This window comes from Streptomyces sp. LMG1-1-1.1 (genome assembly GCF_040815545.1).
In the GTDB taxonomy this organism is placed as follows: Bacteria; Actinomycetota; Actinomycetes; order Streptomycetales; family Streptomycetaceae; genus Streptomyces.
In genome coordinates, this window is sequence record NZ_JBFPNH010000022.1 from 101,175 (window position 1) to 116,681 (window position 15,507).

Annotated in this window: 13 protein-coding genes and 1 riboswitch; of the genes, 8 read left to right on the forward strand and 5 right to left on the reverse strand. The window is 73.8% G+C overall.

Going from position 1 to position 15,507, the window contains the following annotated elements; genetic code table 11:
- Positions 1 to 104: 104 nt before the first annotated feature.
- Complete coding sequence (locus tag MRBLMG1_RS13185; RefSeq protein WP_367823889.1) at positions 105 to 938, reverse strand: MHYT domain-containing protein; 834 nt, start codon at positions 936 to 938, stop codon at positions 105 to 107.
- Positions 939 to 1,089: 151 nt separating this feature from the next.
- Between MRBLMG1_RS13185 and MRBLMG1_RS13190 the strand changes: the two genes are divergently transcribed.
- From MRBLMG1_RS13190 to MRBLMG1_RS13210, 5 genes are all read left to right on the forward strand, one after another.
- Complete coding sequence (locus MRBLMG1_RS13190; RefSeq protein WP_367823890.1) at positions 1,090 to 1,734, forward strand: class I SAM-dependent methyltransferase; 645 nt, start codon at positions 1,090 to 1,092, stop codon at positions 1,732 to 1,734.
- A 235-nt stretch (positions 1,735 to 1,969) separates the two neighbouring features.
- On the forward strand, positions 1,970 to 3,559 hold the full coding sequence (locus MRBLMG1_RS13195; protein ID WP_414721573.1) for a serine/threonine-protein kinase: 1,590 nt from the start codon (positions 1,970 to 1,972) through the stop codon (positions 3,557 to 3,559).
- Positions 3,560 to 3,570: 11 nt separating this feature from the next.
- Entirely contained in the window at positions 3,571 to 3,939 is a 369-nt protein-coding gene (locus tag MRBLMG1_RS37310; RefSeq protein ID WP_414721574.1) for a hypothetical protein, read from the forward strand.
- A 117-nt stretch (positions 3,940 to 4,056) separates the two neighbouring features.
- Positions 4,057 to 4,392 (forward strand): hypothetical protein, encoded by a 336-nt coding sequence (locus tag MRBLMG1_RS13205; protein ID WP_367823891.1) that lies wholly within the window; start codon positions 4,057 to 4,059, stop codon positions 4,390 to 4,392.
- Between the two features lie 98 nt (positions 4,393 to 4,490).
- Complete coding sequence (locus tag MRBLMG1_RS13210) at positions 4,491 to 5,444, forward strand: hypothetical protein (protein WP_367823892.1); 954 nt, start codon at positions 4,491 to 4,493, stop codon at positions 5,442 to 5,444.
- Between the two features lie 61 nt (positions 5,445 to 5,505).
- Here the strand turns inward: MRBLMG1_RS13210 and MRBLMG1_RS13215 are convergent, their stop codons facing one another.
- Positions 5,506 to 6,102 carry an HD domain-containing protein gene (locus tag MRBLMG1_RS13215; protein ID WP_367823894.1) on the reverse strand — a complete coding sequence of 199 codons (597 nt, stop codon included), beginning with the start codon at positions 6,100 to 6,102 and terminating at the stop codon, positions 5,506 to 5,508.
- 158 nt (positions 6,103 to 6,260) lie between these two features.
- Between MRBLMG1_RS13215 and MRBLMG1_RS13220 the strand changes: the two genes are divergently transcribed.
- Complete coding sequence (locus tag MRBLMG1_RS13220; protein ID WP_367823896.1) at positions 6,261 to 7,637, forward strand: tannase/feruloyl esterase family alpha/beta hydrolase; 1,377 nt, start codon at positions 6,261 to 6,263, stop codon at positions 7,635 to 7,637.
- A gap of 27 nt (positions 7,638 to 7,664) precedes the next feature.
- Here the strand turns inward: MRBLMG1_RS13220 and MRBLMG1_RS13225 are convergent, their stop codons facing one another.
- Complete coding sequence (locus tag MRBLMG1_RS13225; RefSeq protein WP_367823898.1) at positions 7,665 to 8,210, reverse strand: MOSC domain-containing protein; 546 nt, start codon at positions 8,208 to 8,210, stop codon at positions 7,665 to 7,667.
- A gap of 82 nt (positions 8,211 to 8,292) precedes the next feature.
- A complete protein-coding gene (locus tag MRBLMG1_RS13230) occupies positions 8,293 to 9,405 on the reverse strand; it encodes a fatty acid desaturase family protein (RefSeq protein ID WP_367823900.1) in 1,113 nt (370 codons plus the stop codon).
- Between the two features lie 288 nt (positions 9,406 to 9,693).
- On the opposite strand from MRBLMG1_RS13230, the gene MRBLMG1_RS13235 reads away from it, so the two are divergent.
- Complete coding sequence (locus MRBLMG1_RS13235) at positions 9,694 to 12,756, forward strand: SNF2-related protein (RefSeq protein ID WP_367823902.1); 3,063 nt, start codon at positions 9,694 to 9,696, stop codon at positions 12,754 to 12,756.
- Positions 12,753 to 14,375 (forward strand): SWF or SNF family helicase, encoded by a 1,623-nt coding sequence (locus MRBLMG1_RS13240; RefSeq protein WP_367823904.1) that lies wholly within the window; start codon positions 12,753 to 12,755, stop codon positions 14,373 to 14,375. The genes MRBLMG1_RS13235 and MRBLMG1_RS13240 overlap by 4 nt, the downstream gene beginning before the upstream one ends.
- Before the next feature lie 135 nt (positions 14,376 to 14,510).
- On the opposite strand, the gene MRBLMG1_RS13245 is transcribed toward MRBLMG1_RS13240, so the two are convergent.
- The gene (locus tag MRBLMG1_RS13245; RefSeq protein WP_367823905.1) at positions 14,511 to 15,365 is read right to left on the reverse strand and encodes a bifunctional 5,10-methylenetetrahydrofolate dehydrogenase/5,10-methenyltetrahydrofolate cyclohydrolase; all 855 of its coding nucleotides are present in this window, start codon (positions 15,363 to 15,365) and stop codon (positions 14,511 to 14,513) included.
- A 28-nt stretch (positions 15,366 to 15,393) separates the two neighbouring features.
- Positions 15,394 to 15,501: riboswitch (ZMP/ZTP riboswitch) on the reverse strand.
- Positions 15,502 to 15,507: the final 6 nt, after the last annotated feature.

Below are 15,507 nucleotides of genomic sequence, written 5' to 3' on the forward strand. Positions count from 1 at the left end.
GCGCGCTGGTGAAGCGGTGTGGGGGCTGGGTGGGGGTGGGGTGGCGGTGGGGGTGAGCTCCGGTGGCGGTGGGAGTGGGAGTGAGTTCCGGTCGCGGGTGCGGGTCAGTTCGTGGGGGTGCGGGCGGGTTCGGCGGTGCGGAAACCGGGCGGTGCGACGTCCACAGCGCGCTCGTCCGGTTCGGTCAGGCGCCCGGCGGAGGCGTACGCGGCGCGCTCCCTGGCCGTCGGGGACAGGGCCACGAAGGCGGAGGTGATGAAGAGGTACGAGCCGAGGCCGACGGCGAGCGGGAAGATGAACTGCATGACCGTGGCCCCGGGGAGGACCTCGGCGGAGGGGACGACCTCGACCCCCACCGCGAACATCCCCGTGTAGTGCATGCTGCTGACGGCGGCGCCCATCACGAGCGAGGCGACGGCGACCGCGGCCGGCGCGTGGATGTTGAGGGCCGCCCACAGTGCCGCGGTGGCGGCGACGACCGCGATCAGGACCGAGAGGGCGACGAGGACGGGGTCGTACGTGACCCGGCCGTGGAGCCGGAGGGCGGCCATGCCCATGTAGTGCATGCTCGCCACGCCGATGCCCGTGGTCAGTCCGCCGATCAGGAGCGAGCGGACCCGGTCCTGTCCGTAGCCGACGGCGAACACCCCGACGCCGACGACGGCCATCGCGATGACGAGGCTGAGGATGGTGAGCGGCACGTCGTACCGGATGTCGGTACCGGTGACGCCGAAGCCGAGCATCGCGACGAAGTGCATCGTCCAGATACCGGTGCCGATCGCGGAGGCGGCGGTGAGCAGCCAGTTACGCCGTGATCGTCCGGTCGCGTCGAGCGCCCGTACGGTGCAGCGCAGCCCGAGGGCGGCGCCGATGCAGGCCATCGCGTACGACAGCGCGGGTGTCAGCCAGCCGAAGGTGGCGTGGTCCAGGTGTCCCATGGCTCCGGGACGCTAGTGCGCATCAGGGGGCGCACCAGGGGCGCATTTCGAAAGCTGATGGAATATGACAGAGAGATGGTCCCGAACGATCACGCCGAGCTCGAACGTGTACTCAGAACGTTCACCCCTCCGAGTGCGCGATCATGAGCGCATGAGCGATGACCCCACACACGTACGAGAGTTCTTCGGCGCCCGGGCGGCCGACTGGGACAGCCGGTTCCCCGATGACGGACCCGCGTACGCCGCCGCCGTGCAAGAGCTGGGCCTGCACCCCGGGGACGCCGTGCTCGACGCCGGCTGCGGGACCGGCCGGGCGCTCCCGCCGCTCCGCGCCGCCGTCGGCCCCACCGGCACCGTACTCGGCGCCGACCTCACCCCCGAGATGCTCGCACAGGCCGTCCTGGCCGGTCGCGGCGGCCCGAACGCGGTGAGCGACGAGAGCGGGCACGGCGGCACGGACGGGACCGCGACCCTGCTACTCGCGGACGTCGGCCGACTCCCGGTGCGCGACGGCGCCCTGGACGCCGTGTTCGGCGCCGGGCTCGTCTCCCACCTGGCCGACCCGGTCGCCGACCTGCGCGAACTGGCCCGCGTCGTCCGCCCCGGCGGCCGACTGGCGCTCTTCCACCCGATCGGCCGAGCCGCCCTCGCAGCCCGTCACGGCCGACAGATCACGCCGGACGACCTGCGTGCCGAGCCGCAGCTCCGCCCGGTACTGGCCGAAGCCGGCTGGCGGCTCGTCAGCTACGTCGACGAGGACGCGCGCTACCTGGCACTGGCCGTACGAGAGGCCTGAGCAGGCCCCGGCGCTGGAGGGCACCAGCGGATCCACCTGTGTCCGGGCCGCCGGCGGTGCCGGTGGTCCGGCAGGCGCGGCGGGGCGCGACGGGGTGCCGCGGGGTGCCGCGGGGTGCCGCGTCAACTCCCACCGCTCCGGCCGGATGTGGCAGAGTCGGACGGGTCGGCGGTCCGACTCGGCGGGGGCTCTGCACGTGCCCGCCGGGGGCCGTGTCGGGGTGAGGGAGCGGTGCGTGGCACGGGTGGTGGACGGTCGGTTCGAGCTGGTGGCACGGCTCGGCGGTGGCGGCATGGGCACCGTGTGGAGGGCCCGCGACCTGATGCTCCATCGTGAGGTGGCCCTCAAGGAGGTGCGTCCGCCCGACCCGGCGCTCGCCGAGTACGACCCCGAGGGCGCCCGTGAACTCCGCATCCGGGTCCTGCGCGAGGCCAGGGCACTCGCCCGCGTGGCGCACCCTCAGGTGGTGACCATCCATCACATCGTCGACGGCGGCGAAGCCACGTACCCCTGGCTCGTCATGGAACTGGTCGCCGGCGGCTCCCTCCAGGACCGGCTCGACCGTGGCGACCTCACGCCCGGCGAGACCGCCACGCTGGGGCGCGGCATCCTCGCGGGACTACGGGCCGCTCACGTGGCGGGCATCCAGCACCGGGACATCAAGCCCGCGAACGTCCTGCTGGGACCGGACGGCGTGCCCGTCCTCACCGACTTCGGGATCGCCGCCATCCACGGGGCCACCGCCCTCACCGCCGCCGGCTCGATCATCGGCACGCCCGACTACATGGCCCCCGAGCGCGTCTCCGGCGAGGAGGGCGGCCCGCCCGCCGACCTGTGGTCGCTCGCGATGACGCTGTACGTCGCCGTGGAAGGCCACCATCCGCTGCGCCGCGCCAACACGCTGGCCACCCTCGCCGCCGTACTCGGCGAGGATGTACCCCCGCCCCGCCGCGCCGGACCGCTGACGCGGACCCTGACGGCGGTGCTCGTACGGGATCCGGCTGCCCGACCGGACGGCGAGGAGCTGGACCGGATGCTGGCCGAAGCCGAATCCGAATCCGAGGCGGAGACAGGCTCCAAGCCCCAGACCCAGACCCAGACCCGAGCCAAAGCCCAGCCCCAGCCCCAGCCCCAGCCCCAGCCCCAGCCCCAAAGCCAAGCCCAAGCTCAGGCCGACACCGAAACCGAAACCGAGGACACCGACACCAACACCGACACCAAGGCCCCACCGGCCACTTCATACCACCTCGCACCACCGCTACAGCCCCCGCCGCCGCTACGACCCCCGCCCCAAGCGCCGCCCCGGAAGCAGCGCCGCGCGTTGTACGCGGGGTTGGCCGTCGTCGCGGCGCTGAGCGGTGTGCTCGTCTGGAACCCGTTCGCCGGGAAGGGCGGCGAGGGCGACGACGACGGGACCGCCGGCAAGGGTGGCAGCCACAGCCCGTCCTCCGGCGCGCCGTCGACGGGCGGGTCGGGCGCGCCCGCGACGGGCGGTACCGCCGGGATCACCATCGGGATCAAGTTCGATCAGCCGGGCCTCGGCTGGAAGAAGCCGGACGGCACGTTCTCGGGCCTGGACGTCGACGTTGCGACGTATGTGGCACGTGCGCTCGGCCACGATCCGGGGGACATCACGTGGAAGCAGACGTCGAGCTCGACCCGTGAGTCGGTCCTGGGCAACGGCGACGTCGACCTCGTCGTGGCCACGTACACGATCAACGAGAAGCGGAAGCAGCAGGTCGACTTCGCGGGCCCGTATCTCGTGGCCCATCAGGACGTCCTGTTGCCGGCGGCCGACACGTCCGTCGACGTGCCGGCCATCTGAACGGGCTGCGGGTGTGCTCGGCCACGGGTTCCACGTCGGCGCTCACCCTCCGGACGATCGCCCCGCAGGCGCAGCTGGTGACGTACGACACGTACGCGCGGTGCATCGACTCCTTGGACGCGGGCAACGTCGACGCCGTCACCACCGATGACTCGCTGCTCGCCGGTTACGCCGCGCAGGAAGGGTACGAGGGCCGGTTCAGGCTCGCCGGCCTCGGCCTCACCGAGGAGCGGTACGGCGTCGGTCTCGCCAAGGGCAGCCCGCTGCGGGAGACGGTCCGGACGGCGCTCGCCCGGATGGTCTCCGACGGCTCGTGGGCCGCGGCCGTCCGCAAGAACCTGCCGCTCCTGCGCACGGACCCGCCGCCCGTCCCTGAGTGACCTCCCGGGCCCGGACGCCGCTCCCGGATCTCGGATGCCAACGCGCCCTTCTGTCACGGCACTTCACTGTCTACCGTGGACATGCCGGGCAATCGTGCCCGGGAGAGGCGGCGGGCCGTGGCACGAGTACCGGAAAGACTGCGCAGACTCCTCCCCTCCGCACGGCGGGCGCCCTCGGCCGCCGCGCCGGCGCCGCCGCGCGCCCGGCAGGGGCACAACCTCTTCGAAGCGGCGGCCGTGTACGTGGCGGCGTGCGCCGAGGACGACCCGGCCCGGGCGGAGGAGGCCGCGAGCTGGGTCTCGCCCGGCATGCTCACCTTCGGCGTCAACGAACTGGCCTGCAGGGCCGTCCTCACCCTCGCCCGGGAGCGGAACGAGACACCGGGCGCCGTCGCCCGCTCGCTGCTCGGTCTGCGCGCCGAGGCCCCGCGCCGGCCCGTGGGAGACGCCTGACCGGCGGACCAGAGAGGGCGAGGTTCCGTGGCGGAGCCCCTCGACGCGCGGGTTACTCACTGGTTAAGGTGCGCCGACGACCGGATGGGGAGGCTGCCGTGGCTGGGACGGACCCGATCGCCGAGGCAGGGGCCGAAGGCGACGCGGACGCGTTGTTCGTGCTGACCGCGGCGCTGCTGACGCCCGAACGCTTCCCGAGCGTGCTCGGGGACGACTACCCGGCGGCCTGCGCCGCGCTGGGGCTCCAGCCGTACGCGGAGGGGTACGGGCTCGTCTTCGGCCAGGACGGGCTCGGCGCGCGGTGGACGGTGGTCGTCGACGACGTGTCGCTCGTCGCGGTCGCCATCTCCTCCTGGGACTGCGGCATGGCGTACGACCTGTCGCCCGACGAGCGTTCGGTGGTGACCGGCCTGCCGGGGTGGCCGCTCGACCTGGCCAGCCGCGCCCCCGGCGTGCCGGCTCCGCACGACCCGGAGCCGCAGGAGGGCGACCCCGACCCGCTTGTCCCGCCCTCCGGCACGGAGTGGGGACCGGCCCAGCGTCGTCTCGGCGCCGACGAGGTGGCGCTCCAGTGGGCCGCCTGGCGGTCCCGGGCGGACGACGAGGAAGCTTCCGCCGACCGGCCGGGAGCGGATCACGACGAATTGTCCGCCGGGCGGCCGGGAGCGGATGCCCACGAAGCGTCCGACGACCCGTCGGGGTCGGACGGCACCGCGGCGCCCGCAGTCCAGGCCTCGGAAGGCGATGAGGCGCCCGCTGCACACGACCCGCACCCCGACCCGTACGACGGGGTCAGGCATGCCATCGCGGAACTCCGCGGCTACCTGGAGGAGGCGCCGCCGATCGGGCGGGTCCGGGCCGACGCCGATCCGAAGGACGGCCCGTGCACGCTGCGCGCGGACGGCCCCGGCTGGTCGCTGGCGGCCCGGTCCGACGACATGGCCTTCGTGCTCCTCGACGAGGTGCCCCGCGAGGTGCTGCCGGTGCCCAGGACCCCGCAGCTGGCCGCACTCCTCGACGGACTCGCCGGGATGGCCGTACGCCCGTCCTGAGCGGGTACGCGGGCGCGTGTGGCCCGTCAGGTCAGGGGGCGTGGCGTACGCCGCCGGCCCGTCAGGTCACGGCGTGCCCGTACGCGGTCGCGAGACCGTCGAGCTCGGGGTCGCCGAACACGGTCCGCAGCGTCCCGAACGCCGCGACCTTGTCCTCGCCGAACCGGCCCACGGCCACCGTGTACGTCTCCGGGGACACGAACCTCGGCGGCGTGCTCTTGCTGTGGAACTTGTCCGCGTACATCACGAGGCGCTCCTCCGGTGTGACCGCCACGTAGTCGGCCGGGGGCAGCGGCAGGCCCTGCTTGAGGACGTCCTCCTTGGTCAGGCCGACGCCCGTGTGGCACGAGCAGAAGCGGCACAGCACCTCCGGAAGCCCTTCGGCCGCGAGGAGGTCGTGGCCGAGCATCCCGTGCAGGAGGTAGCTCCGGTCGTCGCGCCGTCCCTCGGCGTCGTACAGGCGGTAGACGCCGATGTCGTGGAGGAGGCATCCCGCACGCACGAGCTCCGGGTCGACGCCGTGGTCCGCGCGCGCAAGCAGCTGCTGAGCCACCTGCCACACGATCTCGCAGTGGGTGAAGACGCGCTCGAAGGCCGCTTCGTCGGGCGCGTACTTCAGGTGCAGCGCGCGGATCTCGTCCGTCGTGGGAATCTCCATCCCCGCAGCGTAGCGAGTGCCCGCCCGATGATCGGCGCCCATTCGGCACCCACATGAGGCGGCAGCCCGGGGTGTGGTTCCGAACCATGGTCCAGCGGTGGTGGCACGCCGCACGATGTGGCGCTGTACACGTCACATCGTCCCCTCGGAGGCCCATCATGCGCCTGTTCCCAGGCGTCTCCCTGTTCGCCGCGCTGCTGACCGGGGTCACCGTCCTCGCTCCCGCGAGCCCTGCCGGGGCCGAGACGGGCGCCGCCGCGCACTGCGCGCGGCAGGACCGGCTCCATGTGCCCGGTGCCGAGCTCCAGCGAGCCGCGTGTCTGGAGGACCTGACGACGGCGGGCCTGGCCGGCACGACGTACACCGACATGGCCGACCAGGCAGGTCTGGCCGCGAAGGGGACCCGTAACCCCTCGGGGGTGCCGGGCGTGCAGATCGACGGCTACTTCCCCGACGACTCGCGTCTCAACGCCACCCACGGCTGGTCGCACGACGCGCAGTTCGTGATCCGGCTGCCCGACCACTGGAACGGTGGGCTCGTCGTCACCGGCGCGCCGGGCACGCGGCGCCAGTACTCGACGGACGCGCTCATCTCGGACCGGGTCCTGGCGCAGGGCTTCGCGTACGCGGCCACCGACAAGGGCAACACCGGCCCGAACTTCTTCACCGACGGGCAGGCTCCGGGCGACGCGGTCGCCGAGTGGAACCGCCGGGTGACCGAACTGACGCGGGCCGCCAAGAAGGCCGTACGGCAGCGATACGGGAAGGCCCCCGGGCGCACGTACATGACGGGCATCTCCAACGCCGGCTACCTGACGCGCTGGCAGCTGGAGAACCGGCCCGAGCTGTACGACGGCGGGGTCGACTGGGAGGGCGTGCTCTGGACCACGCGCGGCCCCAACCTCCTGACCAGCCTGCCCGTCACGGTGGCCAGGTCCCAGGGCCTGGCCACCGACGACGACCTGATCGCGGCGGGCTTCGCGCCCGGCTCGCGCTTCCTGTGGCCGTACCACGAGAAAGCGTACTGGGGACTGACGCAGAAGATGTTCCGGGCCGAGTTCGACCCCTCGTACGACCCCGCCTGCCCGGGCCCCGCCATCGGCGGCACGGTGGAGCAGATCCTCGCACCGTGCGTCTCGGACGCCTCGTACGACTACGCCTCCCGGCCGGCGGCCGTCCATCGCGCGGTCGCGAAGGTCGCGCTCACCGGCCGGATCGGCAAGCCGCTCATCACCCTGCACGGCGACCTCGACACCCTGCTGCCCATCGCCACCGACTCGGACGTGTACGCGGGGATGATCGACGCGCGCGGGCGGGGCGGGCTGCACCGGTACTACACGGTGCAGGGCGGGACGCACACCGACGGCCTGTACGACACCTATCCGGACCGGCTTCGTCCGATCCTGCCGTGCTACCGCTCCGCGTTCGACGCGCTGACGCGCTGGGTCGAGGAGGGTACGGCTCCGCCCGCGGACCGCACGATCGCGCGGCCGGCGGGCGGTGACCTGGTCGGCTCCTGCGCTCTGGAGGACTGAGCGGGGACCTCGGGCAGCCCTGAGGGCTCAGACCCGTTCCAGCGGGAGGTGCGGCTCCGCCGGCAGTTCGACCCGGATCGGGTCGCCGGGGCCCACCTCCCCGCCGGTCAGCACGATGCCCATGATCCCGGCCTTCCGGACGATCTCGCCGTTCTCGTCGCGGCCGACGACCTCCTTGAGGAGGCCGTGCCGGAAGGTGTCGATCTGCGCGCAGGGGTTGCGCAGTCCGGTGACCTCGACGACCGCCTCGGCGCCGATCCGCAGGAGCGTGCCGGTGGGCAGTCCGAGGAGGTCGATCCCCCGGGTCGTGATGTTCTCGCCGAGGTCGCCGGGCGCGACCTCGAAGCCGGCGCCCGCGACGTCGTCGAAGAGCTCGGCGTGGATGAGGTGGACCTGGCGCAGGTTGGGCTGGGTGGGGTCCTGTGCGACGCGGGAGCGGTGCTTGACCGTCACGCCCGCGTGGACGTCGCCCTCCACGCCGAGCCCGGCGAGCAGCGTGATGCCCTCCCGGTTGGGCTTGGTGAACGAGTACGTGCCGTTGCTGCTGACCGTGGTGACGATGCCGCCGCTCATGGTGCGAGCTCCCCTTCTCTGCCTCCGGGCGGCGGCGAACCACCCCCGGACCGATGATCACATCGCGCCCTGCACACCGACCCTACTCGGCGCCCTCGGCCCGGAGCGGCGCGCCCACCTCGTGCAGATGACCGAGCGCCTGCCGGTACGAGTCGACGAAGCCCGTCTCCGTGTACGGGACGCCGAGCGCGGCGCAGTGGGCCTTGACGGCGGGCTGGGCCAGTCGGAGGTGGGGGCGCGGCATGCTCGGGAAGAGGTGGTGCTCGACCTGGTAGTTGAGCCCGCCGAGGAACCAGTCGGTCAGGGCGCCGCCGCGGATGTTGCGCGAGGTGAGGACCTGGCGGCGCAGATGGCCCCAGCTGTCGCCGTCCTCGTGCTCGTCCGGCCGCTCCATGCCCTTGTGGTTGGGGGCGAACGCCATGCCGAGGTGCAGGCCGAGGACCATCTGGTGGACGAGCGCGAAGACGAGGGCCTGGGCGGGGGTGAGGAGGGTGAGGAGCAGGGCCGTGTAGCCGGCGAAGTGGGCGAGGAGCAGGCCGCCTTCGACGAGCCGTTCGCGGCGGGTCCGGCACGGGCCGTCCTTCGCGAGCAGGGACTGGACGCCGTACACCTTCAGCGCGATGCCCTCCAGCGTCGTCAGCGGGAAGAACAGCCAGGCCTGGTGGCGGGTGAGGAACCCGCGCAGGCCGGTGCGGCCCGCCGTCTGGTGTTCGGCGAAGACGAGGATGTCCGCCGCCACGTCCGGATCCTTGTCGAGGTGGTTGGGGTGGGCGTGGTGGCGGTTGTGCTTGTCGTTCCACCACTCGCGGCTCATGCCGAGGAGGAGGTTGGCGTGGACGAGCTGGATGATCCGGCTCGCCCTGCGGTCGGCGGTGATCTGGGCGTGGCCGGCGTCGTGGCCGACGAACGCGGCGCGGGCGGACAGCAGGGCCAGGGGAACGGCGAGGAGGAGCGCCCACCAGGACGGGCCGACCAGGGCGAGGCCGGCCACGACGGCCGCGATGCCGAGCAGGTTGACGGCGATGCCGCGGGCGTACCAGCCGGGGCGGTGTTCGAGCAGGCCCTGCTCCCTGACCGTCCGCAGGAGCGGGGTGAACTCGCTGGCGCCCCTGGCGCGACCGGGCTTCCCGGGGGTGACGACGGGGAGCGCCACGGACGGCGCTGCGGCCGGGGGCAGGACGGTGGCCTGGGACATGTGGGGCTCCGGTTTCTGTCGGTCAGGGTCGGCGGGGCCGGTCAGGGGGCCGCCTGGCTCGGCTCGCGTGCGGCCGCTGGGCGTCTACCGAAAACGTACGGATCCGTGATCACCCAGGGCCATGGCGTCACCACCCGTCCCCGGCAGGGGGCGATCCCGGGGACGGGGGTGGGGCCAGCCCCACCCCCGCCACCTGTGAGGCGGATCACGCCGGATGATGACGCGTCAAGCCTCGACTGTCAGGTAACCTCGGCCGCTTGGTCCCGGTAGTCAAATTTGAGGAATGCGTTGTCGCTGTCGCACGGACCCCATGACTCGGCCCGCGAACCCGCTCCCACGCCCACTCCCACTCCCACTCCCGTCCGGGAACCCGCCCTCGGGCTCTCCCCCGCACTCGCCCGCCACGCCGCCGTCTTCCTTCCCGCCGATCCGCCCCGCGCCGGCCGGATCGCCTTCTGGTCACCGGACGGCGAGGCCCTGCCGGTCGGAGGCGACGACCCGTCGGCGACCCCCGGCGCTCCTGACTCCCCCGTCGCCGACGGCTCCGTGTCGCCGCACGTCGAGATCACGGTCGTGGATGAGGACGGCCTCCAGGCCGTGACCGTCCCCGCCCACACCGTGTCCGTACGGGACGCGCTGCCGTTGCTCGTCCGCGCACGGTTCTCGGACACCGCCTCGCCGGCCACGGCGTTCTGGGGCGCCGCGTCGCTCCTCGCCCTCGACCTCGTCTCCCGCGGCCTCCTCCTGCCCGGCCTCACCGCCGAAGACCTGGACGCGTGGCGCGTCGGCCCCCTCGGCCCGCAGGAGCTGGCGGAACTCCGTACGCTCGCCGCGTCGATGCCTCCCGTGGCCCACGCCGTTCCCCTGTCCCTGGACGAACCGCTGCTGCTGCCCGCACCCGAAGCGCTGCTCCGCGCCTTCGCCGACGCGGTCGCGGACACCCTCCCCCGGACTCCGGCCGCTCCCCTCGCGGCCGGCGGCCTCGCCTTCGCCGCCGGCGAGCCACAGCCGATCCCCGAACAGCGGGCGTGGGCCGCCGATGTGGCGGCCGTCCACGACGCGGGAGTCCGGCTGTCACTCCGCCTCGAACTGCCCGGCTTCACCGCCGAGGCCCACGACGCGCCGTCCTTCCGCGCGGTGCTCCAGCTGCACGGAGTCGCCGACCCGACCCTCGTCGCCGACGCGGCGGAGGTCTGGGCGGGCTCCGGCCCGACGGGAGCGGCCTTCGGCCCACGCGCCCGCATGGACGCCCTGCTCGCCCTGCGGCGCGCCGCCCGCGCCTGGCCCCCGCTGGCCCCGCTGCTCTCCGCGGCCGTCCCCGACACCGTCGACCTCGCCGACGAGGAGGTCACGGAGCTCCTGGGCCCGGCCGCCCAGGCGCTCGCGGCGACGGGCGTCCAGGTCCACTGGCCGCGCGAACTCGCGGAACGGCTGACCGCCCGAGCGGCGATCGGCCCCGTGGACCCGGGCCGGGAGGGGACCGGTGAACACCCCTCCTCCTCCGCGTTCTCCTCTTCCGTCGCCTCCTCCGACTCCCCGGATGACTCTTCGCCCTCCTCCTCTTCCTTCTCCTCGTCCCTCCCTTCCTTCCTGTCCGCCGACGCTCTGCTCTCCTTCCACTGGCGCTTCGCCGTCGGTGACCAGGAGCTGACCCGAGCCGAGCTCGACGGCCTCGCCGAGGCCGGACGGCCGCTCGTCCGGCTGCGCGACCGCTGGGTCCTGGTGGACCCGGCCGAGCTGCGCCGGGCGCGGGCCCAGCAGGACCGCAAGGTGACCCCGGTGGACGCCCTCGCGGCCGTTCTCACCGGAACGACCGAGATCGACGGGCGCGCCGTCGAAGTGGCGGCGACCGGATGGCTGGAGCGGCTGCGGGAGCGGCTGGCCGACCCCGACGGCGGCCGGCCCGAGATCGCTCAGCCCGCCGCACTCACCGCGACCCTGCGCGACTACCAGCTGCGCGGGCTCGACTGGCTGCACCGAATGACCTCGCTCGGCCTCGGCGGCTGCCTCGCCGACGACATGGGCCTCGGCAAGACGATCACCGTCATCGCACTCCACCTGCACCGGCAGACCGACCCGGCCTCCGCGGGCCCCACGCTCGTTGTCTGTCCCACCTCCCTCATGGGCAACTGGCAGCGGGAGATCGAGAAGTTCGCCCCCGGCACGCCGGTCCGCCGCTTCCACGGCGCCCACCGCGACCTGGAGGAGCTCACCGACGGCGGCTTCGTCCTCACCACGTACGGCACCATGCGGCTCGACGCCGCGCGGCTCGCCGCGCGGAACTGGGGGCTCGTCGTCGCGGACGAGGCCCAGCACGTCAAGAACCCGTACTCGGCGACGGCCAGGCAGCTGCGGACCATCGGGGCACGCGCACGCGTGGCGCTGTCCGGCACGCCGGTGGAGAACAACCTCTCGGAGCTGTGGGCGATCCTCGACTGGACCACGCCGGGGCTGCTCGGCAGCCTCGGAGCGTTCCGGACCCGGTTCGCCGCCGCCGTCGAGGGTGGTGCCGACCCGGCCGCCGCCGGACGCCTCGCGGCCCTCGTCCGCCCGTTCCTGCTGCGCCGCCGCAAGTCCGACCCCGGGATCGCGCCCGAGCTGCCGCCGAAGACGGAGACCGACCGCGCCGTCTCCCTGACGCCGGAACAGGCCGGACTGTACGAGGCGGTGGTACGGGAGACCCTGGAGGCGATCGCCCGGGCCGACGGCATGGAGCGCCGGGGCCTCGTCATGCAACTCCTCACCGCGCTCAAGCAGATCTGCAACCATCCCGCCCAGTACCTCAAGGAGGAGCGGCCGAGGATCGCGGGCCGCTCGGGCAAGCTGGAGCTGCTCGACGAACTGCTCGACACGATCCTCGCCGAAGACGCGCGCACCCTGGTCTTCACCCAGTACGTGGGGATGGCCCGGCTCTTGGAGACGCATCTGGCGGCGCGGGGCGTGCGGACGCAGTTCCTGCACGGCGGCACGCCGGTCGCCGAGCGGGAGGCGATGGTCGCCCGCTTCCAGGACGGGGGCGTCCCCGTGTTCCTCCTCTCCCTGAAGGCCGCCGGGACAGGGCTCAACCTCACCCGGGCCGAGCACGTCGTGCACTACGACCGCTGGTGGAACCCGGCCGTCGAGGCACAGGCCACCGACCGCGCGTACCGGATCGGCCAGGACCGCCCGGTCCAGGTCCACCGCCTGATCGCCGAGGGCACGGTCGAGGACCGGATCGCGGCCATGCTCGACCGCAAGAAGGATCTCGCGGACAGCGTGCTCGGGACGGGCTCGGACGCCCCGCGGGAGCTGACCGAACTGACCGATGCCGAACTGGCGGAGCTGGTGCGACTGCGAGGGGACGGACGATGAGCGACACAGGACACGGCACGGGGTACGGGCCCGCCGACGGACCCCTCGGTGGGCCCCTCGGCGGACACGGGGGCACGCCGGGCGGCGGGCACGGCGGCGACGAGCGGACGTTCGCGGCGCTGCCGCCGACGCAGGGCACGACGTTCGCCCGGACCTGGTGGGGCCGGGCATGGCTGAAGGCCCTGGAGGACACCGCGCTCGAGGGCGCCCAGCTGAAGGCCGGGCGCCGGCACGCGCGCGCGGGAGCGGTGGGCGCCGTGACCGTACGGCCCGGCCGGATCACGGCGATCGTCAAGGACCGGGACGGCACCGCGTACCGCGGCGACGTCCTGGTGCGGGCGCTCTCGGAGGACGAGTGGGAGCGGTTCCTCGACCTCGCCGTCGACAGCGCGGGGCACATCGCGGCGCTGCTCGACCGCGAGATGCCGCCCCACCTGGTGGAGGACGCGGCGGCGGCCGGGCTGGACCTGCTGCCCGGCATCGGTGACCTCGAACCCGAGTGCGGCTGCGATGCCTGGGACCACTGCCCGCACACGTCGGCACTCTGCTATCAGGTCGCGCGCCTGCTCGACGAGGACCCCTTCGTCCTGCTGCTGATGCGGGGGCGCGGCGAACGCACCCTCCTCGACCAGCTCCAGGCCCGCAGTGCCGCGCGTGCCTCCGGCGCGCCGACGCGCGGCGACGGCAGCGGGGACGACACGCCGGCGGCGGGTGCCCCGACGGGTACGGGTGGCATGCAGGGCGTGTCGGCTGCCGAGGCGTACGCGGAAGGGTTCCTCCTCCCGCCGCTGCCCGCGCCCCCGGCCGCCGTCGCCGCCCCGGGCGTCCCGCCCGGCCTGGACACGGACACGGATCCCGAGCCGGGTGTCGACCCGACGGCTCTGGAGTTCCTCGCGGCGGACGCGGCCGCCCGTGCCCACCGGATGCTCGTCGCCGCCCTCGGGTCCCCGGGGGCCTCGGCCGCGTTCGGGACCGCCTCCGCCTCCGCCTCCGCGGCGGCGGGGTTCGGGGCCGGGACCGGGACCGGTGCCGGTGCCGGTGCCGGTGCCGGTGCCGGTGCCGGGGCTGGCACCGGTGCCGGTGCCGGGGCTGGCACCGGTGCCGGGGCTGACACCGGGGCCGTACCCACATCTACATCCGTACCCGCATCCGCCGGAGAGAATCCGGCGGGACCTCGGCTGACGGCCGCTCAGGACGCCGTACGGCTCGCGGCGGACTCGCCCGTGTCGTGGATCAGGGCACGACTCGCCGCCGGTTCCGGCAGGACGCCGGCGGAACTGGACCTGGCCACGCGCGCGTGGCGGCTCGGGGGTGCCGCCGCCCTCTCCGTACTGGAGGAGGAGTGGACCCCGGGCGCGGAAGCCCTCGTTCGGGCCGGCGCGCGGCTGGCGGAGGCCTGGGAGGACGACGAACGACCCGTTCTGCGGCGCTCGGGTGCCCGGTGGACGGCCGTGGGTGCGGATGCGCAGCTCCGGCTCGGCGTCGACGGTCGCTGGTGGCCGTACGCCAAGGAGGGTGCTCACTGGTCACCGGTGGGGCCGCCGGACCGTGACCCGGCGGTCGCCCTCGCGACGGCGCAGACGCCCCGTGGGGCGGGTGCCACGGACGACGAAGCCTAGGCGCGCACCGCGGACCGGGGTGGGGCCCGAAGAGCCGGACCCCCGTCCCGGCCCCCGTTTCCGGTCTCTCGCCCCCCGTCCCCGGTCGGCGCGCCCGGCTTCCGCCACTGCGCGGTGACCGGGGCCGCTCGGCTCCTACAGGCCGAGCTGGCGCTCGGCGCCCTCCACGGTCTGGGCGAGGAGGACGGCGATGGTCATGGGGCCGACGCCGCCGGGTACCGGGGTGATGAAGGAGGCGCGTTCGGCGGCGGAGGCGAAGTCGACGTCGCCGATGTTGCCCGGGTTGTAGCCGGCGTCGATGACGACGGCGCCCGGCTTGATGTCCTCGCCCTTGATGAAGTTCGGCTTGCCGACGGCCGCCACGAGGATGTCGGCCTCGCGGACGACGGAGGAGAGGTCCTTGGTGCGCGAGTGGCAGTAGGTGACGGTGGCGTCGCGGCCGAGGAGGAGCAGACCGGCCGGCTTGCCGAGGATCGCGCTGCGGCCGACGACGACCGCGCGCTTGCCGCTCAGCTCGACGTCGTACGCGTCGAGGAGGCGCATGATGCCGCCGGGCGTGCAGGAGACGAAGCCGGGGAGGCCGAAGCCCATGGCGGCGAACGAGGCCATCGTGACGCCGTCGACGTCCTTCTCCGGGGCGATGGCCTCGAAGGCGGCGCGCTCGTCGATGTGTGGGCCGACCGGGTGCTGGAGGAGGATCCCGTGGACCTCCGGGTCCTCGGACAGCGCGGTGATCGCGGCGACGAGCTCCTCGGTCGTGGTCTCGGCGGGCAGCTCGACGTGCTTGGAGCGGATTCCGGCCTTCGCGCAGCGGTTCTGCTTCATCTTCACGTACGTCACGGAGGCGGGGTCCGCGCCGACGAGGACGGTCGCGAGACACGGGGTGACGCCGGTGCGGCGGGTGATGTCGGCGGCGCGGGCGGCGGTCTCCTCGACCGTGCGGCGGGCGAGGGCCGTACCGTCCATGAGGGTGGCGGTGCTGGTGGACATGGCGACTCCTGGGCGTCGTCTCTGACGGGTGGTTCGCCCAGGCGCACGGCATGGACGGACCCGCGCCGTCACGACGCGCTCCGCCGGGCCGCTCCCCGGTGGTGATCCACCTCAAGCGCCAGTCACGGCCCGAGCCCCACTC